Here is a 21711-nt window from a genome sequence, read left to right as displayed (position 1 = left end):
GGGGGTCCCTTCGATCGCGGGAACTGCGGGGGAGGCGCAGAAATGATGCCAGTGCTGCCACTGTATGCAAGCGCGCCGCCGGCTGGCGAAGTACCCGTACCGACGGGTCGCGGGCGGCGTTGTCAGTGGGGCGGTCCACAATGGTCCGCGACAGTTCCCGCAGATGTTGGTGAAGGAGCCGCAGCAGCGATGGCCCGCCGCAGCACGAAGACGCCGCCGCCCGACGATTTCGAGGAGAAGATCCTCGACATCGACGTGGTGGACGAAATGCAGGGCTCCTACCTGGAGTACGCGTACTCGGTCATCTACTCGCGCGCCCTGCCCGACGCCCGGGACGGGATGAAACCCGTTCACCGCCGCATCGTGTACCAGATGAACGAGATGGGCCTGCGGCCCGAGCGCGGCTTCGTGAAGTGCGCGCGCGTGGTCGGCGACGTCATGGGTAAGTTGCACCCCCACAGCGACACGTCGATCTACGACGCCCTGGTGCGCATGGCGCAGCCGTTCTCCATGCGCGTGCCCCTGGTCGACGGCCACGGGAACTTCGGCTCCCTGGGCAACGACGACCGCCCGGCCGCCATGCGGTACACGGAATGCCGCATGGACGCCGCGGCGTCTTTGATGACGGACTCGATCGACGAGAACACGGTCGACTTCGCCCCGAACTACGACGGCCAGGAGCAGGAGCCGACGGTCCTCCCGGCGGCGTACCCGAACCTGCTGGTGAACGGGGCGTCCGGCATCGCCGTCGGCATGGCGACCAACATGCCGTCGCACAACCTCGGCGAAGTGATCGCCGCCGCACGGCACTTGATCAAGCACCCGGGCGCCGACCTCGAGACGCTCATGAAGTACGTGCCGGGTCCCGACCTGCCGACCGGTGGCCGGATCGTCGGCCTGTCCGGCATCAAGGACGCGTACGCCACGGGCCGTGGCACCTTCAAGATCCGCGCGACGGTCTCGGTGGAGGACGTGACGGCGCGCCGCAAGGGCCTCGTGGTCACCGAGCTGCCGTTCGCCGTGGGGCCCGAGAAGGTCATCACGAAGATCAAGGAACTGGTCGGTTCGAAGAAGCTCCAGGGCATCGCCGACGTCAAGGACCTCACCGACCGCGAGCACGGACTGCGTCTGGTCATCGAGATCAAGAACGGCTTCGTCCCCGAGGCCGTCCTGGAGCAGCTCTACAAGCTGACGCCGATGGAGGAGTCCTTCGGGATCAACAACGTCGCCCTGGTCGACGGCCAGCCCCTGACACTCGGCCTCAAGGAGCTGCTCGAGGTCTACCTGGACCACCGCTTCGACGTGGTGCGCCGCCGCAGCGAGTTCCGGCGCGGCAAGAAGCGGGACCGGCTGCATCTGGTGGAGGGCCTCCTGGTCGCTCTGCTGGACATCGACGAGGTCATCCGGCTGATCCGCTCCAGCGACAACAGCGCGCAGGCCAAGGAGCGCCTCGTCGAGCGCTTCTCGCTGAGCGACGTCCAGACGCAGTACATCCTGGACACGCCGCTGCGCCGCCTGACCAAGTACGACCGCATCGAGCTGGAGGCGGAGCGCGACAAGCTCAACGGCGAGATCGACGAGCTGACCGGGATCCTCGACTCCGACACGGAGCTGCGCAAGCTGGTCTCGTCCGAGCTCGCCGCCGTGGCCAAGAAGTTCGGCAACGAGCGCCGCACGGTTCTGATGGAGTCGGCGGGCGCCCCGCTCGCGGCGGTCGAGCTGCAGGTGGCGGACGACCCGTGCCGCGTGCTGCTGTCGTCGACGGGGCTGCTGGCGCGCACGGCGACCGTGGAGCCGTTCGACACGCAGGGCGCCAAGCGGGCCAAGCACGATGTGATCGTCTCGGCGGTGCCGGCCACCGCGCGTGGCGAGGTCGGCGCGGTCACCTCCGAGGGCCGTCTGCTGCGGCTGAACGTGATCGATCTGCCGCAGCTGCCGGAGACAGCGGCCGCCCCGACCTTGTCGGGCGGCGCGCCGATCACCGAGTTCCTCTCCACCCTGGCGGCGGACGAGCGCGTGGTGTGTCTGACGACCTTGGACGAGTCGTCGCCGGGCCTGGCGATCGGCACCGAACAGGGTGTCGTGAAGCGGGTGGTGCCGGACTATCCGTCCAACAAGGAGGAGTTGGAGGTCATCACCCTCAAGGACGGTGACCGGATCGTGGGGGCGGTGGAGCTGCGCACCGGCGACGAGGACCTGGTGTTCATCACGGACGACGCCCAGCTGCTGCGCTTCCAGGCTTCCGTGGTGCGTCCCCAGGGTCGTCCCGCGGGCGGTATGGCGGGTATCAAGCTGGCGACCGGTGCCAAGGTCATCTCGTTCACGGCCATCGATCCGGCGGTGGACGCGGTGGTCTTCACGGCGGCCGGTTCGCGCGGCACGCTCGACGACTCGGTGCAGACGACGGCCAAGCTCACGCCGTTCGACCAGTACCCGCGCAAGGGGCGGGCCACGGGCGGCGTGCGCTGCCAGCGGTTCCTCAAGGGCGAGGACTGCCTGAGCGTCGCCTGGGCGGGCCCGGCGCCCGCGCGCGCGGCGCAGCGCAGCGGCGCCCCGGCAGAGCTGCCCGAGCCCGACCCGCGTCGCGACGGCTCGGGCGTCTCCCTGGCGAAGCCGGTGGCGACGGTGGCGGGGCCGGTCTAGAGGTCCGCTTCGTCCACCGCGTCCGCTTCGCCCTTGTCCTGTACGAAGCGGAGCACGCCCCACATGCCGTGGTCGTCCGCGGCGTGTGGGGCCTCGCTCGTTTTGGACATCGCTGCGGGTGTCGCGTCGGGCCGCCGACAGGCGTCGAGCGCCTCGGTGAGGGCCGCCGTGTCGATGTCCGTGCCGATGAGGACGAGTTGGGTGCGGCGCGGCCCGCCCGGCGGCCACGGCTCGGGGCGGAAACGCAGGAAACGGCCGACGGCGTGGACCGCGTACCGGTTGCGCGGGTCGCCGGAGCCGAAGTCGACGTAGCCCTTGATGCGGTACAAGCCCTCGGACCGGCCGTCGAGGAACGTCATCAGCCGTCGCGGGTCCATGGGCGTGTCGGAGGTGAAGGAGAGCGTCTCGTAGGCGGCATGCAGATGGCCGTCGTGCGCCGCACGGTGGCCCGCCCCGCGGTTGTCCACCGTGTCGTCGTGCCGGTGCAGGTCGTCGAAGGAGAGCTGGCCGATCCTCTCCTCGTGGGGCCGGCAGTCGAACAGCAGCTCGGGATCGATACGGGCGTGGGAGGCGCATACGACGGCGGCGTACCCGGCCGCGGCGCGCACGGTGTCCAGGACCCGCTGCCGTTCGGACTCGGCGCACCTGTCGCTCTTGTTCACGACGACGAGGTCCGCGATGCTCAGGTGCCGCTCCACCTCGGGGTGCTTCTCGCGCGTGGCGTCGAACTCGGCGGCGTCGACGACCTCCACGAGCCCTCCGTAGACGATCCGCGGGTTCTCGCTGGCGAGGACCATGCGGACGAGTTCTTGTGGTTCCGCGATGCCGCTCGCCTCGATCACGATGACGTCAATGGCGTGCGCGTCGTTGACGGGGTGAGTCAACTTATCGAGGTACACGTCAAGTTCACTCGCGTCGACGGCGCAGCACAGGCAGCCGTTGCCGAGGGAGACCGTGGAGTCGCCGAGTTGCCCCGCGACGGCCATCGCGTCGATCTCGATGGCCCCGAAGTCGTTGACGATCGCGCCGATCCTGGTGCCACCGCTGGTGTGCAGCAGATGGTTCAGCAGCGTGGTCTTTCCCGAGCCGAGGAAGCCCGCGAGGACGACGACGGGGATCTGATGGGGTACTGCCTTGCTCAACGCGACCTCACGCGACCTCTCTCACACCGGAGCGCGCACCGGCTCGTGCGACCGGCTCTCGTACGACGGATCAATGCCGTCCCAGGATACGAGCGCGTAGAAACGCCGCGATGTGAACGATTGTTAGCACCACCCGCGGGGCACACGTTGGACATGGCGCCGGTTTCTGCGCACCTGTGCGGCTTCCGCGCGCCTCCCTTCGTCTTCCTGCCGATCAGAGCCGCTCGGCCCTCTGGGAGACGGCAAGCGCGCCGCCCACCCGCTCGCTGGTCCCTGCCACCGTCGCTGTCGACCCGCATCCGACGACCGGCGGACGGTCGCCCGAATCGGGGGTTGACATGAGCACAAGAAGTTACGGATCGCTGCCGGGCGTGGTCGGCGCGCTCACGGGAGGACTCGTGGGCGCCGCCGCGGTGCACCTGTGGCAGCAGCTGGGGCCCGGTCGGCAGTCCGCCGCGGTGGAGCGTCGACGGCTGGCCCGCGCCCATCAGCAGCGCATGCACTGGGAACTGCTCAGCAAGGCCATCGACGATCCGGCCCTGGCCGTCGTGATCGACACCTTCGGGGTGGATCTGACGCCGGAGAAGCGGCGGCAGTACCTGTACGCCAATCTCTGGTACGTCAACGCGTTCCACCTCTACGAATCGGGCCTGCTGAACCGCCGCGAGATCTTCGGCCATCTGCGCGAGCTCTTCCAGAGCGCCTACATCCGTGAGTACTGGGAGATCACCCGCCCGCATCGCGCGGCGCTCGACCCGTCGTCCTCCGAGGCCGAGATCGGCCGTATCGCCGAGGCTCTCTTCCAGGAGCTGGACGAGGCCGACACGGACGAGTGGTGGGTGGTGGGCGAGCCGCCGGTCACGTGACGGGCGGCCACTGTCACCCAGACCGGTGAAACATCAACTCCCTGTGAATTAAAGGGCGTCGTTGCCTCATCGCCCCGCCGGGCGCACTACTGTGTCCGCGACACTCCGCCACCAGGCGGCACTTAGTGAACAGTGAAGGACCGACCCCCCTTGAAGATCGTACGCCGCATCGGGGTTCCCCCCACCGCCCGTGGAAGCGCCTCCGGAGCCACCTGCCCCGACGTGTTCGAGCTCAGCGACGGGAACTTCGCCGTGATCGGCACCGAGGCCACCGCCGACCTGAAGGGCGAACTCCCGGCGGACGCGGGGGTCGCGGACTACGAGCGCATCGTCGTGGTGAGCCGCGAGACCCTGGTGCGAGCGAAGCAGGACATCCCTGACGCCTGACGCGCTCAGTGCGGCTCGGGCACGGGTACGGGCGGCTTTTCACCCACGTAACGGGCCGCCGGGCGGATGATCTTCGAGTCCTCCGCCTGCTCCAGGATGTTGGCACCCCAGCCGATCACGCGCGCGGCGGCGAAGGTCGGCGTGAACATGGAGCGCGGCAGACCGCACAGCTCCATGACCACCCCGGCGTAGAACTCGACGTTCGTGTGGAGTTCGCGGCCCGGCTTGAGCTGCGCGAGAATCGCCTCGACGCGGCGCTCGACCTCGACCGCGAACTCCACCCGCGGGCCGCCGAAGCCCTGCGCGATGCCGCGCAGCATCCGCGAGCGCGGGTCCTGCGTGCGATAGACGGCGTGACCGAAGCCCATGATCCGCTCTCCCGCGAGGACACGGTCCCGGATCCAGGGGTCGATCCGGTCCGGACTGCCGATGGCGTCCAGGGTGTCGAGCGCACGGCTGGGCGCTCCGCCGTGCAGCGGCCCCGAGAGGGCGCCGATCGCCGCGACGAGGCAGGCGGCCACGTCGGCTCCCGTCGACGCGACGACCCGGGCCGTGAACGTTGACGCGTTGAAGCCGTGGTCAATGGTTGAGATCAGGTAACGCTCGATCGCCCGCGCACGTGCGGGGTCCGGCTCCGAACCGGTCAACATGTACAGGTAGTTGGCCGCGTACGAGAGGTCCTCGCGCGGCTCGACCGGGTCGAGGCCCCCGCCGAGCCGGTGCAGCGCGGTGAGCAGCGTGGGGACCACGGCCGCGGCGGCGAGGACGTCGGCGCGGCGCCGGTCGGCGTCGATGTCGTAGACGGGGCGCAGGCCCCGGGCGGCTCCGAACAGCGACAGGGCCGTGCGCAGAGCGGAGAGCGGACCGGAGGCGGCGCTCGCGCGGGCGACGGCGGGAAGCACCGCACGGATGTCGTCGGGCAGCCGTCGCAGTGCGGCGGTCTCCCGCGCGAACGCTGCCGAGCGTGCCGCGTCGGGCAGTTCGCCGTGGATCATCAGGTACCACACGTCCTCGAAGCCGCGGGTCTGCGCGAGCTCGACGGCCGAGTACTGGCGGTAGTGGTAGAAGCCCTCGCGCCCTCGGACGTCCCCGAGTCGGGTATCGGTCACGACGACTCCGGCGAGGCCGCGCGGCACGTCGACGACCGGGGCAGGAGCGGTCTCGTTGTTCGGCATGATTCCTCCCTGAACTTGATTCGACTGTCTATGATTGACTCTATTGCTGTCAATATTGATTGAATCAATGTATTGCCCTGCGGATACGGTGACGCGCATGAGGGATCAAGGACCGCTTCCGGCGCGGCAGGCCCGCCGGCTGACCACCAGGGAGACCGCCGAGCGGCTCGGTGTGAAACCCGAGACCGTGTACGCGTACGTGAGCCGGGGGCAGCTCACGAGCCGACGCGATCCGGGGCGGCGCGGCAGCACCTTCGACGCCGCCGAGGTCGAGGCGCTCGCCCGCCGGACCAACCGGGAGACCACAGCCCGTCCGGGCTCAGCCGAGCTGTCCGTACGCACCCGGCTCACCCTCATCGACGGGGACCGGTACTTCTTTCGGGGAGTCGACGCGGTGCAGCTGGCCGCCCATCACTCGTACGAGGAGGTCGCGGAGTGGCTCTGGACCGGCACGCTCCGTCCCGGCGCCACGTTCACCGCGCCGAGGGAATCGCTCGAAGCGGCCCGCCAGGCCGTCGCGGCCCTGCCCGAACTCAGCGGCCCCGTCGACCGGTTGCGGGTGGCGGCCATCGCCGCGGCCGTCGCGGACCCGCTGCGCTACGACCTCTCCGAAGAGTCCGTCCTCGGTGCCGCGCGCACCCTCATCCCCACCCTCGCGGCCACACTGCCGCTGTGCCGCTCCACGTACGCCGACGGCCCGCCGATCGCACGGCGGCTGTGGGGACGGCTCTCGCACCAGGATCCCGACGAGGCGTCACTGCGGGTCCTGGACATGGCGCTCGGGCTGCTCGCCGACCACGACCTGGCGGCCTCCACCCTCGCCGTGCGGGTCGCCGCGTCCGCGCGCGCACACGCGTACGCCGCCGTCTCCGCGGGCCTGGGCGCGCTGGAGGGACCGTTGCACGGCGCGGCCAGCGGGCTGGCCCACCGGATGCTCCTGGACGTCCTCGACCGGAAGAACGCCGCGCCGGTGATCGCCGCCGAACTGCGCGACGGCCGCCGGATCCCGGGCCTGGGCCACCGGCTCTACGAGGGCGAGGATCCGCGCGCCCAGGCACTGTTCGACGCCCTGGAAGAACTGCCGTCCGCCCACTGCGCGCTGGCCGCGGCACGCGACGTGGTGACGACGACCGCCCGCCACACGGATCTGCGTGCCAACGTGGACCTGGCGCTCGCCGTGCTGACGGCGTCGTCCGGGATGGCTCCCGAGGCCGGTGAGACGATCTTCGCCGTGGCCCGCACGGCGGGGTGGGTCGCGCACGCCCTTGAGGAGTATGGCGAACAGCCGCTGCGCATGCGACCGTCGGGCCAGTACGTGGGGCTTCGTCCGCCACAGCCCTTGCCGACCACGGCCCCGGGCGAGGCGTCGTCCCCCGACGACGAGTGACCACCGGCAGGGGCCGAGCGACCACCGGTCGGGGCGTGTACGGCGGCCCAGGTTAGGCTCCGCTGCGTGAGTACGTGCGCGACCGCCTCGCGGGACCTCGACGAGCCCCTCGCGGGGACCGCGGCCACGGCCAGGACCTGGCTGCTGGTCGAACAGCCGGGCCCCTGGGGCGCCAAGGCCCTGACCTCCAGCCATCTGGACCCCGTCGTGGGACGCGCTCTGGAGGCGGCTGCCGAGGGCACCGGGGTGCGTGTCGCGCTCGTACGCCGCCCGGGCCGGCACGCGGACCATCACGCTCAGGGCCGCCGCCAGGTCTTCCTGGCGCACACGACCCCGGGGAACGCCTGGGTGCGCGGTGCCACGACCGAGTCGCCCGAGAACCTGCTCCGGCTCGACTTCGCCGCTCTGGGAACGGGCGATCACGGCGATTTCGGCAGCCCCTGGACCGGGGACCCGCTCGTCTTCGTGTGCACCAATGGGAAGCGGGACCGCTGTTGCGCTCTCCTGGGGCGCCCCCTGGCCTCCGACCCCACCCTGTCGGCACAAGCGGGCGTATGGGAGATCACCCACCTCGGCGGCCACCGCTTCTCGCCGACCCTGCTCGTCCTCCCCTACGGATACGCGTACGGCAGGGCGTCGGCCGCCGAGGTCAAGCAGGTCATCGAGGCGGTGCGCGAGGGCCGGGTCGTATCCCGGGGATGTCGCGGCAACTCGGCCTGGGACCGCCCGGGTCAGGCCGCGGAGCTCGCGGTGCGCGAGGTGACCGGTGAGGACGGCGCCGACGCTCTCACCGTCCTGCGCGCGCGTGCCGCCACGGTACCGGCCGACGACGGCACCGCCGGGGCGCAGGCGCCCGGTTGGGAAGTGAGCGTCGCCCACGCCGACGGGCGCCTGTGGAGCGTCACGGTCGCCCAGGGAGCGTCCCGACCGCCGCGCCCGGAGAGCTGCGGCGGCGCCCCGGGCTCCCCGGCCCGTATGGATGTCCTGGCGGTGCGTGAGGTCCCCGCTCTGCCGCTCTGATACCGCCGGCGGCACCGCGCGTGTGCTGTACGAGGTCCGCGCCACAAGGGGTTCGGCCGAGCCGGGCGGCCCCGTACCTTCCTGCCATGAGCTCGACCTCCACCCCGCGCCGCAGGCGGTTCGGCCTCCCCGGCGCGTGTTCGCACAAGTCCTCTGATGCAGGTGGCCGTCGCCGCCGGGGTCGCCGTGCTCGCCGTGGGGCTGTTCCTGCCGCCCTTGAGCCAGCAGCTGGACGACCAGGCGATGCGCCGGGCTCTGTCCATCGCACAGTCCACGGCCGCGCAGCCGCAGATCGCCGGGGACCTGCCGCGGACGCCGCCCCGGTCTGAGCCGGTCGACGGCGCAGCGGTACCTGTGCACCCTGGAGCAGTCCGGGCGGCTGCGCCTGTTGCTCAAGTACGGAGACACGGGCCGCCCGGAGCACCGGTACGCGTGGGTCGCGCCGTGACGTACCGCCGGGTGGGCCGACGGCCGGACTCTCTGTGATCAGGTCAAGGGCCGTCTCCGATCAGGTGAGGGCTGCCCCCGGCGGCTTCGCGACTCCGTGCCGATACGCGTAACGGACCGCCTGGGCGCGGTCCTTGAGCCCGGCCTTCGAGAACAGATTATTGATATGTGTCTTCACCGTCGCCGTCGAGACCTGGAGAGTGTGGGCGATCTCCTGGTTGCTCAGACCGTCGGCGATGAGGCGCAGCACCTCCGTCTCCCGGGTGGTGAGGCCGTCCGGCGGGTCCTTCGGCTCAGGGGCGGCCGGCGGCGCGGGGTGCGCCAGCCGTTCCAGCAGGCGCCGCTGAATCGCCGGCGAGAGGCCCGCGTCGCCCGACAGAACGTCCTCCACGGCCCGGACGATCTCCTCGCCCCCGGCGTCCTTCGTCAGGTAGCCGCGCGCTCCCGCCTCGAGTGCCGGAAAGAGCGAGGCGTCGTCGGCGTACGTGGTCAGGACGACGACCTGGGTGTCCGGGTACTCGGCGCGGATGCGTCTGGTGGCCTCCACTCCGTCGCAGCGCGGCATGCGCAGGTCCATCAGAACGACGTCCGGGGCCAGCTCCGCCACCAGGGCGACCGCTTCGTGCCCGTCTCCACCGGAGCCGACGACCTCGACACCGGGCAGCAGTCCGAGCAGCATCACGATGCCCTCGCGCACCACGGTCTGGTCGTCCACCACGACCACACGCGCCGGTGGCCGCGCGGCACACGCCGCTGCCTCCGCCCCGCTCATACGGGAACCTTCAACGTGACCAAGAACCCCTCCTCGTACGGCCCTGCCCGCAGTGTGCCGCCCAGCAGTTCGGCACGCTCCTTCATCCCCAACAGACCGTAGCCGGAACCACTGACAGTGAGGTCTCCGTGACGTCGGGTGGCGCCCGAGTCCCGTATCTCCAGAGCCACTTCGTCGGCCGAATACGCGAGCCGCATCGTGGCTTTCGCGCCCGGCGCGTGCTTGCGCACATTGGTCAGCGCCTCCTGGGCCACCCTGCGCACGGCCTGTGACGCCTCGGCGGACAACGGCCGGTGCTCGCCCTCCACGGTGAGCACGGCACCTTCCGGCGCCGCCAGTTCCCGCAGGACGTCCTCCAGGGGCGTCATCTGCCCGCGCAGCGCGGAGAGGGCATGCCTGGTCTCGTCAAGGCCGTCGCGGGCCATCCCGCGGGCGGCCACGACCCGCTCCAGGATCTGGTCCCGCTCAGCGCCGCGCTCGATGAGGAGCCGAGCCGCTTCCAGGTGCACGAGCTGCGCGGACAGGCTGTGCGCGAGCACGTCGTGGATCTCTCGTGCGATGCGTGACCGCTCGGCCAGCGCCGCCGACTCGGCCTCCGCGACCCGCGCGGCACGTTCCTGCGCGAGCAGGCGCTGCGCGTTGCCTCTGGCCTCGGCGTCGAGACGCAGTACGTATCCCGACAGGCAGAGGCCGGCGCCGATGACCGCGGTGGTCAGCCAGGGATCCTTGTTGACCGACGCGAACCCCGCCAGCGCCACGGCCGTGGCCGGAATCGCCGCGAACAGCGGCATCCGTTCGAGCGCCGAGACGACGCAGCCGCACCACAGCACGGTCGTCGGCCCCAGGAAACCGACCCGGTGGGCCAGCACCGCCATCACCATCAGGGCGGCGAGGAGCCCCAGCGAGGGCCACAGTCTCTGGGCGAGCGTGGTGCGGTGGTAGCCCCACGCCAGGGCCGCACAGACGATCAGCCCGACGGGGGCGACGACCAGCGCCCAGCGGGCGACGCCCGTCTCCGTGACAGCGGTCCAGAGCAGGACGACGAGCACCACGCTCCGGACGGTCCACGCCAGTGCCAGCCGAGCTGTGCTCTGCCCATCGCGGGTGAGCGCCTCCCAGCTCGGCCACTGCGTCCAGTGGCTCCGGTTCACGTGTGGTCCTCCCAGGCCGGCCGTGCGACAGCTCCAACGTACGACGGCCGCTCGCCCTGGGCCCGCCACATGAGCAGGCCGGAGCGGACCAGGAGAGAGACGGCGAAGCCCAGCATGAGCGCGGAACTGCCCAGGTGGACGCCCATGGCCAGGCCGACGCCGACGACGGCCGCGCGGGCGACGACGCCTCCGGCCCACGTCCCGGCGGTCGCCGCGGTGCCCTTGGTCCAGACATCGCCCCGCTCGTCGGTCCAGACCCGCGTCGTGAACGCCCAACCGGTTCCTGTCCCGACGCTGAGCAGAAGTTCGACGACGAGCAGCGCGACGGAGCCGGCGGCGTGGTGCGGGTCGGTCAGGGAGCCGTCACGTATCGCCAGGAACCCGAGGATCCCGGGGAGCAGCCACCACCTGCGGTCCGTCGCCAGGCGCCGGGTCCTGAACTGACGTGCGAGGACGAGCGCGACCGCGGCGACGATCACCAAGGCGTCGGTGAGCCCGGACATGGCGGCCTCCGTGAAGGTTCGAGAGCGGACGGGTCCAACGCCATCGAAGGTACGGAGAACGGGCAGGTCAGGGGATCGGAGCCGAGGTGGACAACGGGTGGATCTTGCGGCTCCACCCACGGGTGGAGCCGCAAGATCACAGAGACGCTCGGCGCCGGCGCCGCTGCGTCGTCCGATGCGCTACATGTCGATGCGCGAGCGGTCGAGGGTCGCGGCGGAGCTGCTGATGAACTCCTTGCGCGGCGCCACGTCGTTGCCCATCAGCAGGTCGAAGACCTGCTCCGCCGCTTCCAGCTCGTTGATGTTGATCCGGCGCAGCGTGCGGTGGCGCGGGTCCATCGTCGTCTCCGCGAGCTGGTCCGCGTCCATCTCGCCGAGACCCTTGTACCGCTGGATCGAGTCCTTGTACCGCACGTTCTTGCGCTGCAGTTCGAGCAGCGTCTCGCGCAGTTCACGGTCCGAGTACGTGTAGAGGTACTTGTCCTGGCCCTTCTTCGGCTGGACCAGCTCGATACGGTGCAGCGGCGGCACCGCGGCGAACACACGGCCGGCCTCGATCATGGGCCGCATGTAGCGCTGGAACAGGGTGAGGAGCAGGGTGCGGATGTGAGCGCCGTCGACGTCGGCGTCGACGAGCAGGATGATCTTGCCGTAGCGGGCGGCGTCGATGTCGAAGGTCCGGCCGGACCCGGCTCCTATGACCTGGATGATGGCGCCGCACTCGGCGTTCTTCAGCATGTCCGAGACGGACGACTTCTGAACGTTGAGGATCTTGCCGCGGATCGGCAGGAGCGCCTGGAACTCGGAGTTGCGGGCCAGCTTGGCGGTGCCGAGCGCGGAGTCCCCCTCCACGATGAACAGCTCGCTGCGCTCCACGTCGTCGCTGCGGCAGTCCGCGAGCTTGGCGGGCAGCGAGGACGATTCCAGCGCCGTCTTGCGCCGCTGGGCGTCCTTGTGCTGCCGGGCCGCGATACGTGTGCGGGCCGCGGCGACCGCCTTCTCCATGACCGAGCGGGCCTGGGCCTTGGCGTCACGCTTCGTGGAGGTCAGGAACGCCTTCAGCTCCTTGGCCACCACGTTGGCGACGATCCGGTTGGCGGCCGACGTGCCGAGGACCTCCTTGGTCTGCCCCTCGAACTGGGGCTCGGCGAGGCGGACCGTCACGACGGCGGTGAGGCCCTCGAGCGCGTCGTCCTTGACGATGTCGTCCTCGGCGACGCGCAGCAGCTTCTGGGAGCGCAGCACTTCGTTCATCGCCTTGGTGAGCGAGCGCTCGAAGCCCGTCACGTGTGTTCCGCCCTTGGGGGTGGCGATGATGTTGACGAACGACTTGATCGTCGTGTCGTAGCCGGTGCCCCAGCGCAGTGCGATGTCCACTCCGAGGTCGCGCGTGACCTCGGTGGGCGTCATCTGCCCGTGCTCGTCCAGGACGGGGACGGTCTCCTTGAAGGCGCCCTGCCCGGTGAAGCGGAGCACGTCGCACACCGGCTTGTCCTGGGCCAGGTACTCGCAGAACTCGCTGATGCCGCCGTCGAAGCGGAAGGACTCCTCGCCCTTGCTGCCGCCGTCGCCCAGGCCGAGCTCGTCGCGGACCACGATGGTCAGACCCGGCACCAGGAACGCGGTCTGGCGCGCGCGCTGGTGCAGGTTCTCCAGGGACAGCTTGGCGTCCTTCAGGAAGATCTGCCGGTCCGCCCAGTAGCGGATGCGGGTGCCCTGGCGCGCCTTCGGTACCTTCTTGACCTTGCTCAGCCGTGCCGACGGGTCGAACGCCGCGTCGGGTCCCGGCTTGGCGAAGGCTCCTGGCACGCCGCGCCGGAAGCTGATGGCGTGCGTGTGCCCACCGCGGTCGACCTCGACGTCCAGGCGCGACGACAACGCGTTCACCACGGAGGCGCCGACGCCGTGCAGACCGCCGGAGGCGGCGTACGAGCCGCCGCCGAACTTGCCGCCCGCGTGCAGCTTGGTCATGACGACCTCGACGCCGGAGAGGCCGGTCTTGGGCTCCACGTCCACGGGAATGCCGCGGCCGTTGTCGCGCACCTCCACCGAGGCGTCGTCGTGGAGGATCACCTCGATGTGGTCGCAGTAGCCACCCAGGGCCTCGTCGACGGAGTTGTCGATGATCTCCCAGAGGCAGTGCATCAGGCCGCGGCTGTCGGTCGAGCCGATGTACATGCCCGGACGCTTGCGTACGGCCTCGAGACCCTCGAGGACGAGCAGGTGCCGCGCGGTGTAGTTGGAACCGTCCCGGTCAGCTCCTGTCAGCAGCGCTGTGGACGGCACGGACGTTTCGGCGGTCACGCGGTTCGCTCCTCGCTGAATTTCAGATGAGGCCCTTGTGGGTAAAGGGCCGGCGGCGGTCGCCGGTCAGAGGGTACCGAGGCCTGGTAGAGCCGTTGTAACGCCACCCTCACCTCCGCCCAGACTAGTCCAAGTTCGTACGGACGTTCGATCCCTCGATGGAGTGACGCACACATCACGTTCCCTTCCAGGCATGAACCATTTAGGCTCCGGGCACGTCCTCATGAACAACCGGCAACCCGGCCGGGGAGGACCGACCTGACAGACAGCGCGAACCCGTAAACACGTAAGAGACGCAATACGGCACATTCGCCGCCACCCGGCGACATACAGCCGGCCTCGGAGAAATTTTTCGAGGAAAAGCCGCGAGCGGGAACGTTTTCGGCCTGGTTGGATGTTGACCCTGGTACGACAGCTCGTCGAGCTAGAGAAGAGGCGACGTGACTACTGTTCTGACCCCCGCGAGCCCGCTGACGGCCGCCGACCGCTGCGACCGCTGCGGCGCCCAGGCATATCTGCGCGTCGTCTTGACCAGCGGTGGTGAGCTGCTCTTCTGTGCCCACCACGGGCGCAAGTTCGAGCCGGAACTCAAGAAGATCGCCGCTGAGATACAGGACGAGACGGAGCGGCTGACCGCCGTTCCGGAAAGCGCCGAGACCGAGGAACGCTGACGCCTCGCACCCACGACGAGCCAGCTCCGGCGACAGGCCGGTGAACGGGCGGCCGCACCCTCCACCAGGGGGCGGCCGCCCGTCCTCGTACCGCACAGAGGGCCTCAGGCGCCCCGCTGAAGCAGCCGGACGACCTCGGAGACCCGCGTGTACACCCCTGGCCGTCCGGGGCGCCCACAGCCGCTCCCCCAGGACACGAGGCCGATCAGTCGGCCGCGGGCGACAAGCGGGCCGCCGCTGTCGCCCTGGCAGGCATCCTTGCCGCCCGCCAGACGCCCCGCGCACACCATCGAGGACGGCTCGTACGTTCCTTCGGCGCCACCCGGGTAGGCCCGGCGGCAGTCACCGTCGCCGAGCACCTGGACGGATGCGGCGTGCAGCGTGCGCGCGTAGTCGCCCGCCCCCGTCGTGTCACCCCACCCGTAGACCGTCGCGTCGGTGCCGGGCCGGTATGCGGTGTCTCCCGCGCCCGCCATCGGCAGCACGTATCCCTCGGGCAGCGGTGCGGCCAGTGTGAGGACCGCCACATCACCCCCGTTCGTACGGCGGTCGTAGGACGGATTCACCCATGCGCCGCTCACGGGGATCTCCGCTCCGCGCGTAGTGCGCAGGTCGTCACGGCCCACGATCACCTTGAGGTCGGTCACCTGGTCCAGCGGAGCTCCCAGGACGTCCTCGTTGAGGCAGTGGGCCGCGGTCAGGACCTTCTGGCGCGCGACCACCACACCACCGCAGAACTGGCCGGCGCGCGCGCTCCCGAACCCGTGACGACTGCTGAGCGCCACCACCCAGGGGCTGTCGGCCACCTTCACCTGGTGGCCCCCGATGATCACGTCGTCGGCGGAGGCGGACGGCGACGGGATCAAGGGCAGCGCGGCCGCCGCCACCATCGACGCGATCAGCGCTCTCACACAAGAACGGCGCATACATTCTCCTCACTCTGCGTTGCGATGTCAGACCCAGAGTGATTCAGCCGGGCCCTCCACGCACCGCAGGCGCCGCCGCTCAGCCGTGTACGACGAAGGGCCCGGCCACATCCCGCGTACGGGACGTCGCCGGGCCCTCTCAGAGCCGTGTGGTCGCTGCGGCTAGTCCAGGTAGTCGCGCAGCACCTGTGAACGCGACGGGTGACGCAGCTTCGACATGGTCTTGGACTCGATCTGGCGGATGCGCTCGCGCGTCACGCCGTACACCTTGCCGATCTCGTCGAGGGTCTTCGGCTGACCGTCGGTGAGACCGAAACGCATGGAGACGACGCCCGCCTCGCGCTCCGACAGCGTGTCGAGCACGGAGTGCAGCTGCTCCTGCAGAAGCGTGAAGCTGACCGCGTCGGCCGGGACGACGGCCTCGGAGTCCTCGATGAGGTCACCGAACTCGCTGTCGCCGTCCTCGCCCAGCGGAGTGTGCAGGGAGATGGGCTCGCGGCCGTACTTCTGGACCTCGATGACCTTCTCCGGGGTCATGTCGAGCTCCTTGGCCAGCTCCTCCGGGGTGGGCTCGCGGCCCAGGTCCTGGAGCATCTGGCGCTGCACACGCGCGAGCTTGTTGATGACCTCGACCATGTGCACCGGGATACGGATGGTGCGGGCCTGGTCGGCCATGGCGCGGGTGATCGCCTGACGGATCCACCAGGTGGCGTACGTGGAGAACTTGTAGCCCTTGGTGTAGTCGAACTTCTCGACCGCGCGGATCAGACCGAGGTTGCCCTCCTGGATGAGGTCCAGGAAGAGCATGCCGCGGCCGGTGTAGCGCTTGGCCAGGGAGACCACCAGGCGGAGGTTGGCCTCCAGAAGGTGGTTCTTGGCGCGGCGGCCGTCCTCGGCGATGATCTCCAGCTCACGCTTGAGCTTGGGAGCGAGCTTGTCGGCGTTGGCCAGCTTGTCCTCGGCGAACAGGCCCGCCTCGATACGCTTGGCGAGTTCGACCTCCTGCTCGGCGTTGAGCAGGGGGACCTTACCGATCTGCTTGAGGTAGTCCTTGACCGGGTCCGCCGTGGCACCGGCCGCGGCGACCTGCTGCGCCGGGGCGTCGTCCTCGTCCTCGTCGGACAGGACGAAGCCCTGTCCCTCCTCGACGGGCTCGCCCTCGCCCGCCTTGGCCGGGGTTGCCGAGGTCTCCTCGGTCGCCTCGTCGTCGAGGAGCTCGTCGTCCTTCTTGCCCGTCTTCTTGGCGGTGGTCTTCTTGGCAGTGGCCTTCTTCGCCACGGTCTTCTTGGCGGTGGTCTTCTTCGCCGCCGCCTTCTTCACCGGCGCGGCTTCCTCGGCAACGGCCTCGGCGGCCGACGCCTCGGGAGCAGCGGTGGCGGCGACCTTCTTCGCGGGGGCCGCCTTGGCCGCGACGGTCTTCGTCGCGGTGCGCTTGGCCGGACTCTTGGCTGCGACGCTCTTTCGGGGACGCTTGGGCTCAGCGGCACTGACCATCAGCGTCACACCCTCTTCCTCGAGGATCTGGTTGAGGCTGCGCAGAACGTTCTTCCACTGAGTGGCCGGAATCTGGTCGGCCTCGAACGCACGGCGCACGTCATCGCCGGCGATCTGGCCATCAGCCTTTCCCCGCTCAATGAGCGCCATGACAGAGACGGACTCGGCGATCTCCGGCGGGAGCGTACGGGATGTGCTGGCCGACACGAACAACCTCTCGGAACGTTGGAAAACGGCTTTCGGCCCCGTCCCGTGCGGACCGGAGCCGACGACCGCCGACCTGGGGATGAGTCGACGGCGCGGGCGGGGGCCGGGGAGATGCACAGCGCCACGAACGGCTGCTGTATTCCCTCCTCGGCTGTCACCTCTTAGGTCATCGCGCTGCCCCGAGGAGCGTTACGCCCAATCCGCGTGGCCCGAGTCACACCCCGTAAGCGGTCAAAAACAGACGGATATGGGCAGACATGTCCACAGGGCAGGCTGTACGCCGGAAGACAACCTGCTCGCTCAGCGCGAGTGCCGGACGTCCCACGCGCCCCTGGCTCCTTCGCCTGCCTCTCCGATCCCGCGACACCGAATCACGGCATCCACGGGGCCGACCGGGTCGCCGCGTCCGCGCCGCCGCGCCGCCGGACGGCGTGTCGGTCCGCCTCTGGGCAGACGCGGAACACCGTCCGGCGACATCCGGTCCGTCCGTCCGGTCGGACCCGGTCAGTGCTCGCGGGGGGCGGGCACCACGCGCTCCACCTCGGGGTGGACGGTGACCAGCTGGCGCATCGCCGCCTCCGCACCCGTCCCGTCTCCGGTGGCGACCGCCTCCAGGATGCGGGCGTGGTGGGCGACCGTCGTCTCGTTGGGGCGGTCGCAGCCGGTGACGGGACCGCCCGACACCTGAAGGGCCGCGGAGACGATGCCCGAGAGGTGCTCCAGCATGCGGTTGCCCGAGACCTGGATGAGGAGCGAGTGGAACTCCGCGTCGGCGCGCGAGAAGGTGATCGCGTCCCCCTGCGCGAGCGCGTGGCCCATGATCTCCACCATGTCGGCAAGGCGCTGCTGCACGTCGTCACGGCCGTGCCCGGCGGCGAGACGTGCGGCGAGCGGTTCGATCGTCCAGCGCAGCTCACTCAGCTCCCTGCGCTGGTCGTCGCGCTGAGGACCGAAGGCACGCCACTCGATGATGTCCGGGTCCAGGAGGTTCCAGTCGCTGACCGGGCGGACCCGCGTGCCCACATTGGGACGGGCGCTGACCAGGCCCTTGGCCTCCAGGACGCGAAGCGACTCGCGTACGACGGTACGGGACACCTCGAATCGCTGGCCGATCTCCTCCGGCACCAAGGGGCGGTCCGCACCCAGGTCCCCCGAGACGATCATCTGCCCGAGCTGCTGGACCAGCTGCCCGTGCAGACCGCGGCCGCGGTTGCCCGCTGCTCGTCGGCCCACGCGGCCGAGGTCCTGGTCCGCGCTCTCCCAGACAGGCGCCCCGACACGGTCGGCGGCCGGCTCCGCATAGGGATAACGGTCGAGTTCGCCCGGTCCTGCGAGGCCGGAATCGGCGGAGCGGGCGGTGGTCATCATGGTGTGCGCAAGGGTACTCACGCATTGAGTTGTCGGCGGTGTCCCCAACTCCCTTGAGGGCTTTGGTGAAAAGCACACGAAAGGGTGATCGCCGCCCTCACTGCAATTGACGCCTTATCGGAAAGAAATCGTCGCCTGTGGGGAGTTGTGGTCAGCACACCGCCACACCTCGCTCCGCATCAGTCACCGCAGACGTGGGTGCAACACCGTGACCAGATATGCGCAGAGCAGCGTGGTGATCGACAACATCAGGGCGCTGCCCACGGGTTGGGCGACCATGCGTACCGCGGCGACGGCGAGGCGCTCCGAGCCGAAGGGCCAGTGCACGAGAGTCAGTCCGCTCAGCCGGTTCGGCAGCCCTGCGGCTGTTCGCACAGACGGTCCCGACAAGGCCCTCTGTACGAGCGGGACGATGACAATCGGAACAGCCACGACCGCCGCGAGCCCCGCCGTGGTGGACCGGAACACTCCCGCGGCGAGGACCCCCGCCCAAGCGCACGCGATCACCAGGATCAGCCAACTGGCGCCGGTGGACCACCAGTCGGCGGGAACTTCCGTGAGCTCCGGTCCGTATACGAGGTGGAGCAGCGCGGCGTCGCAGGCGACCACCGCGACGGCCATGAGGACGGCAGTCACGGCACCGACCAGCAGTTTGGCGGCGAGAAGCCCCAGGCGCCGCGGGACCGTTCCGCGATCGGCGGCGAGCGCCGGGTGGCGGAACTCGTCGCCGAAGGCAACGGCTCCGAGCAGACCGGCCCCGAGGGCGGCGGGGGGCAGCGGCAGCTCGCGCGGCCAGGCGGCGAGCAGACGCGCCTGGGGCGTGTGCCCGACGCGGGCCAGGAAGACGGAGAGAAGCGCGGAGACGGCGACGACCAGACCCACGGTGACGTATCCGGTGGCGATGCCCGTGGCACGACGGACTTCGTAGCGCAGCGGACGCAAGGGACCGCGCGCCGACCGGACGGTGATGGGGGGTGGCAGAAGGGCGGATCCCGTCGCAGGCCGGGCATCGGTGTCCGACGGTACCGGGCCGTCGCCCGGCACGACGGCCGGGGGCGCCTCTGCAGGCCACGTGCCGGACGGTCGCATGCCGGGAGGTGCCGTGTCGTCGGCCAGGGGGACGAAGACGCCGGGGGCCGCCGGGGAGCCTGCGGCCGGAGGGTCGGCTGTCGGCGAGTCGAGGGGCGTGGGCCCGGTAGCACCCCCGCGTTCCGCGCTCCCACCAGCCGCCTCGCCCCTTTCCTGCCCCCCGGCTCCGGCGAGTCCTTCGGCCCCCTGCCCGTCGGCCTGTTCCGCTGAGCGTCCGCCGCTGGAGGAACGCACACCGGCGGTGTCCGAGCACCGCGGCGCGGCGGGGTTCGCATCCCCGATCTCGTCGGCCAGTTGGTGGACCAGGATGCCGTGCCGGAAGGCGATCTCCCCCACCTGCGCGCAGCTGCTGCCGTACACCGACAGCCTCGTGCCGCCCTCTGCCACGACCTCGACGGACCGTTTCGCCGTGCGCGCCTCCTTGGTGACGAGTACGCCGAGCCTGGCGGCGTACGGGCTGCGGACCGCGACGCGAGGCCGCAGCCGGGTGCGCGCGAAGTCCGTCGCCTCCTGGTCGGCGGCCACCGTGCCGTCGACGAGCGTGACGACGCGGTCCGCGGTGCGCGCCGCCTCCTTGGTGTCGTCCGTGGTGAACAAGACGGTGCCGCCGTGTGCCGCGTGCGCGCGCAGCATGTCGTGCAACCAGGCACTCTCCCGCGCCGACAGACCGGCAGCCGGCCGGTCGAGCACCAGCGTGTGCGGGTCCGCGAGCAGGGCGCACGCCAGGCCCAGCCGGCGGTCCATGCCACGCGACAGGACGCCGAGGCGCTGATCTCGCAGACTCACGAGGCCGACGGCCTCGAGCACCTCATCGGCACGCCGTCCGGGAACCCCCGCCGCCGAGCACAGCATGCGCAACTGCCCGCGGACCGTGCGCGCCGGGTGGCCCGGGACGTCACCGAGCAGCACACCCACCTCGCGTGCGGGGTGGGCGATGCGGTGGAGCGGACGTCCTCTGAAGTACGTGATGCCGCGCCCCGGTTGAAGCTCGAGCATCATCCGCACCACGGTCGTCTTGCCGGCCCCTCTGGCGCCCAGCAGCGCCGTCACACGGCCCGGGTGCGCTTCGAACGACACGTCGTCGACGGCGGGCGGCCTCTCCTTGCGTGTGCTGCTGGTCAGTCCGATGGCCTGGATCATCGCTTGCCTCACAGGATGGGTGACCGCTCGGCGGCCGGGGCCGCCCATGTGTGGCGACGGACGGGCCCCGCGGGTACCGCAGCAAGATAACGCGATATTTCCGCCTTTTCGGGCAGGTGTGTCCGAAGATCTTCGGACACCGGAGACGCGCAGGCAACGGGGAGTTGCCAGACCTCCAAACGGGGCTCAGACCTCCGGACGGAGCATCGGGGGGTTGAGCAGCGTCGCCCCGCCGGCGCGGAAGAGTTGGGCAGGCCGCCCGCCCTGACGGGTGGTCGTGCCACCCGTCGGCACGAGGAATCCGGGCGTCCCGGTCACCTTGCGGTGGAAGTTGCGCGGATCCAGGGCGACTCCCCAGACCGCCTCGTACACCCTCCGCAGCTCGCCGACGGTGAATTCCGGCGGGCAGAACGCTGTGGCGAGCGAGGAATACTCGATCTTCGAGCGTGCACGCTCGACGCCGTCCGCGAGGATTCGCGCGTGATCGAAGGCGAGCGGCGCGGCCTGTTCCCCGTCCCGGCCGTAGCCCCCTTGGTTCAGGAGGGCCTCGACCGGCGCCCAGCGCGCACTGTTCGCGTCGCCGCCCGGGCGCGGCGCGGGCAGGTCAGGGGCGAGCGCCAGATGGGCGACGCTGACCACACGCATCCGCGGGTCCCTGTGCGGGTCGCCGTATGTCGCCAGTTGTTCCAGATGCGCGCCGTTGTCCGGAGTCGGCGCGCCCGGGTCGTGGGCGATCAGCCCCGTCTCCTCGGCCAGTTCACGCGCGGCGGCTGCCGTGAGGTCCTCGTCGTCGCGCACGAAGCCGCCGGGCAGTGCCCAACGCCCCTGGAACGGCGGTTCCCCACGCCGGATGGCCAGCGCGCACAACGCGTGACGGCGCACGGTCAGCACGACCAGGTCGACGGTGACAGCGAAGGGTGGGAAGGCCGACGGGTCGTAGGGTGACATGGAACGATCATAGTCGTCTGCCTGACGATAAACACTCCCTCCGATCGTTGCGTCCTCGGCCGTCCGCGCCC

17 protein-coding genes and 2 pseudogenes are annotated in these 21711 nt (G+C 70.4%); 8 read left to right on the top strand and 11 right to left on the bottom strand.

All coding sequences use genetic code 11. The annotated features are described in order from the left end of the window. The first annotated feature begins 189 nt into the window (after positions 1 to 189). The gene (locus OFY01_RS12555; RefSeq protein WP_266599263.1) at positions 190 to 2643 is read left to right on the top strand and encodes a DNA gyrase/topoisomerase IV subunit A; all 2454 of its coding nucleotides are present in this window, start codon (positions 190 to 192) and stop codon (positions 2641 to 2643) included. Here OFY01_RS12555 and OFY01_RS12550 read toward each other — a convergent pair. Next, on the bottom strand, positions 2640 to 3785 hold the full coding sequence (locus tag OFY01_RS12550; RefSeq protein ID WP_266599261.1) for a CobW family GTP-binding protein: 1146 nt from the start codon (positions 3783 to 3785) through the stop codon (positions 2640 to 2642). The two genes, OFY01_RS12555 and OFY01_RS12550, sit on opposite strands and share 4 nt — an antisense overlap. Positions 3786 to 4123: 338 nt before the next feature. Between OFY01_RS12550 and OFY01_RS12545 the strand changes: the two genes are divergently transcribed. Then, positions 4124 to 4651 (top strand): DUF6082 family protein, encoded by a 528-nt coding sequence (locus tag OFY01_RS12545; RefSeq protein ID WP_266599259.1) that lies wholly within the window; start codon positions 4124 to 4126, stop codon positions 4649 to 4651. A 150-nt stretch (positions 4652 to 4801) separates the two neighbouring features. Continuing rightward, positions 4802 to 5038 carry a hypothetical protein gene (locus OFY01_RS12540; protein WP_266599257.1) on the top strand — a complete coding sequence of 79 codons (237 nt, stop codon included), beginning with the start codon at positions 4802 to 4804 and terminating at the stop codon, positions 5036 to 5038. A gap of 5 nt (positions 5039 to 5043) precedes the next feature. Here the strand turns inward: OFY01_RS12540 and OFY01_RS12535 are convergent, their stop codons facing one another. After that, a complete protein-coding gene (locus OFY01_RS12535) occupies positions 5044 to 6213 on the bottom strand; it encodes a citrate synthase/methylcitrate synthase (protein WP_266599255.1) in 1170 nt (389 codons plus the stop codon). A 97-nt stretch (positions 6214 to 6310) separates the two neighbouring features. Here OFY01_RS12535 and OFY01_RS12530 point away from each other — a divergent pair, with 97 nt between their 5' ends. The 4 genes and pseudogenes from OFY01_RS12530 to OFY01_RS12515 form a co-directional block, all read left to right on the top strand. Continuing rightward, positions 6311 to 7600, top strand: a complete 1290-nt coding sequence (locus OFY01_RS12530; protein ID WP_266599253.1) for a citrate synthase — start codon at positions 6311 to 6313, stop codon at positions 7598 to 7600. Positions 7601 to 7666: 66 nt separating this feature from the next. After that, on the top strand, positions 7667 to 8620 hold the full coding sequence (locus OFY01_RS12525; protein WP_266599251.1) for a sucrase ferredoxin: 954 nt from the start codon (positions 7667 to 7669) through the stop codon (positions 8618 to 8620). An 86-nt stretch (positions 8621 to 8706) separates the two neighbouring features. Then, positions 8707 to 8941, top strand: a pseudogene (locus OFY01_RS12520) (histidine kinase); the annotation flags it as partial. A 1-nt stretch (position 8942) separates the two neighbouring features. Next, a pseudogene (locus OFY01_RS12515) lies at positions 8943 to 9068 on the top strand (two-component system response regulator); the annotation flags it as partial. A 60-nt stretch (positions 9069 to 9128) separates the two neighbouring features. Here OFY01_RS12515 and OFY01_RS12510 read toward each other — a convergent pair. The 4 genes from OFY01_RS12510 to OFY01_RS12495 all read right to left on the bottom strand — a co-directional run bounded on the left by OFY01_RS12510 (position 9129) and on the right by OFY01_RS12495 (position 13797). Beyond that, positions 9129 to 9839, bottom strand: a complete 711-nt coding sequence (locus tag OFY01_RS12510; RefSeq protein WP_266599249.1) for a response regulator — start codon at positions 9837 to 9839, stop codon at positions 9129 to 9131. Next, positions 9836 to 10990 carry a sensor histidine kinase gene (locus OFY01_RS12505; protein ID WP_266599247.1) on the bottom strand — a complete coding sequence of 385 codons (1155 nt, stop codon included), beginning with the start codon at positions 10988 to 10990 and terminating at the stop codon, positions 9836 to 9838. Before OFY01_RS12505 ends, OFY01_RS12510 begins: the two co-directional genes overlap by 4 nt. After that, a complete protein-coding gene (locus tag OFY01_RS12500; protein WP_266599245.1) occupies positions 10987 to 11493 on the bottom strand; it encodes a DUF1453 domain-containing protein in 507 nt (168 codons plus the stop codon). The genes OFY01_RS12505 and OFY01_RS12500 overlap by 4 nt, the downstream gene beginning before the upstream one ends. A gap of 180 nt (positions 11494 to 11673) precedes the next feature. After that, a complete protein-coding gene (locus tag OFY01_RS12495) occupies positions 11674 to 13797 on the bottom strand; it encodes a DNA gyrase/topoisomerase IV subunit B (protein ID WP_266599243.1) in 2124 nt (707 codons plus the stop codon). A gap of 440 nt (positions 13798 to 14237) precedes the next feature. Here OFY01_RS12495 and OFY01_RS12490 point away from each other — a divergent pair, with 440 nt between their 5' ends. Continuing rightward, a complete protein-coding gene (locus OFY01_RS12490; RefSeq protein WP_266599241.1) occupies positions 14238 to 14468 on the top strand; it encodes a DUF7455 domain-containing protein in 231 nt (76 codons plus the stop codon). Positions 14469 to 14572: 104 nt separating this feature from the next. On the opposite strand, the gene OFY01_RS12485 is transcribed toward OFY01_RS12490, so the two are convergent. The 5 genes from OFY01_RS12485 to OFY01_RS12465 all read right to left on the bottom strand — a co-directional run bounded on the left by OFY01_RS12485 (position 14573) and on the right by OFY01_RS12465 (position 21640). After that, complete coding sequence (locus OFY01_RS12485; RefSeq protein ID WP_266599239.1) at positions 14573 to 15394, bottom strand: S1 family peptidase; 822 nt, start codon at positions 15392 to 15394, stop codon at positions 14573 to 14575. Between the two features lie 162 nt (positions 15395 to 15556). After that, the gene (locus tag OFY01_RS12480) at positions 15557 to 17095 is read right to left on the bottom strand and encodes an RNA polymerase sigma factor (RefSeq protein WP_266599237.1); all 1539 of its coding nucleotides are present in this window, start codon (positions 17093 to 17095) and stop codon (positions 15557 to 15559) included. Between the two features lie 504 nt (positions 17096 to 17599). Then, positions 17600 to 18484: a FadR/GntR family transcriptional regulator gene (locus tag OFY01_RS12475; protein ID WP_266599235.1), complete on the bottom strand. Its 885-nt coding sequence runs from the start codon at positions 18482 to 18484 to the stop codon at positions 17600 to 17602. A gap of 162 nt (positions 18485 to 18646) precedes the next feature. Next, positions 18647 to 20692 (bottom strand): ABC transporter ATP-binding protein, encoded by a 2046-nt coding sequence (locus OFY01_RS12470; RefSeq protein WP_266599233.1) that lies wholly within the window; start codon positions 20690 to 20692, stop codon positions 18647 to 18649. A gap of 186 nt (positions 20693 to 20878) precedes the next feature. Continuing rightward, complete coding sequence (locus tag OFY01_RS12465; RefSeq protein WP_266599231.1) at positions 20879 to 21640, bottom strand: NUDIX hydrolase; 762 nt, start codon at positions 21638 to 21640, stop codon at positions 20879 to 20881. Positions 21641 to 21711 lie beyond the last annotated feature (71 nt).

The sequence above is a fragment of the Streptomyces beihaiensis genome (assembly GCF_026274175.1).
GTDB lineage: Bacteria > Actinomycetota > Actinomycetes > Streptomycetales > Streptomycetaceae > Streptomyces > Streptomyces beihaiensis.
Note: the sequence above shows the minus strand (reverse complement) of the source record. Positions and strands in the feature narration are given on the sequence as shown.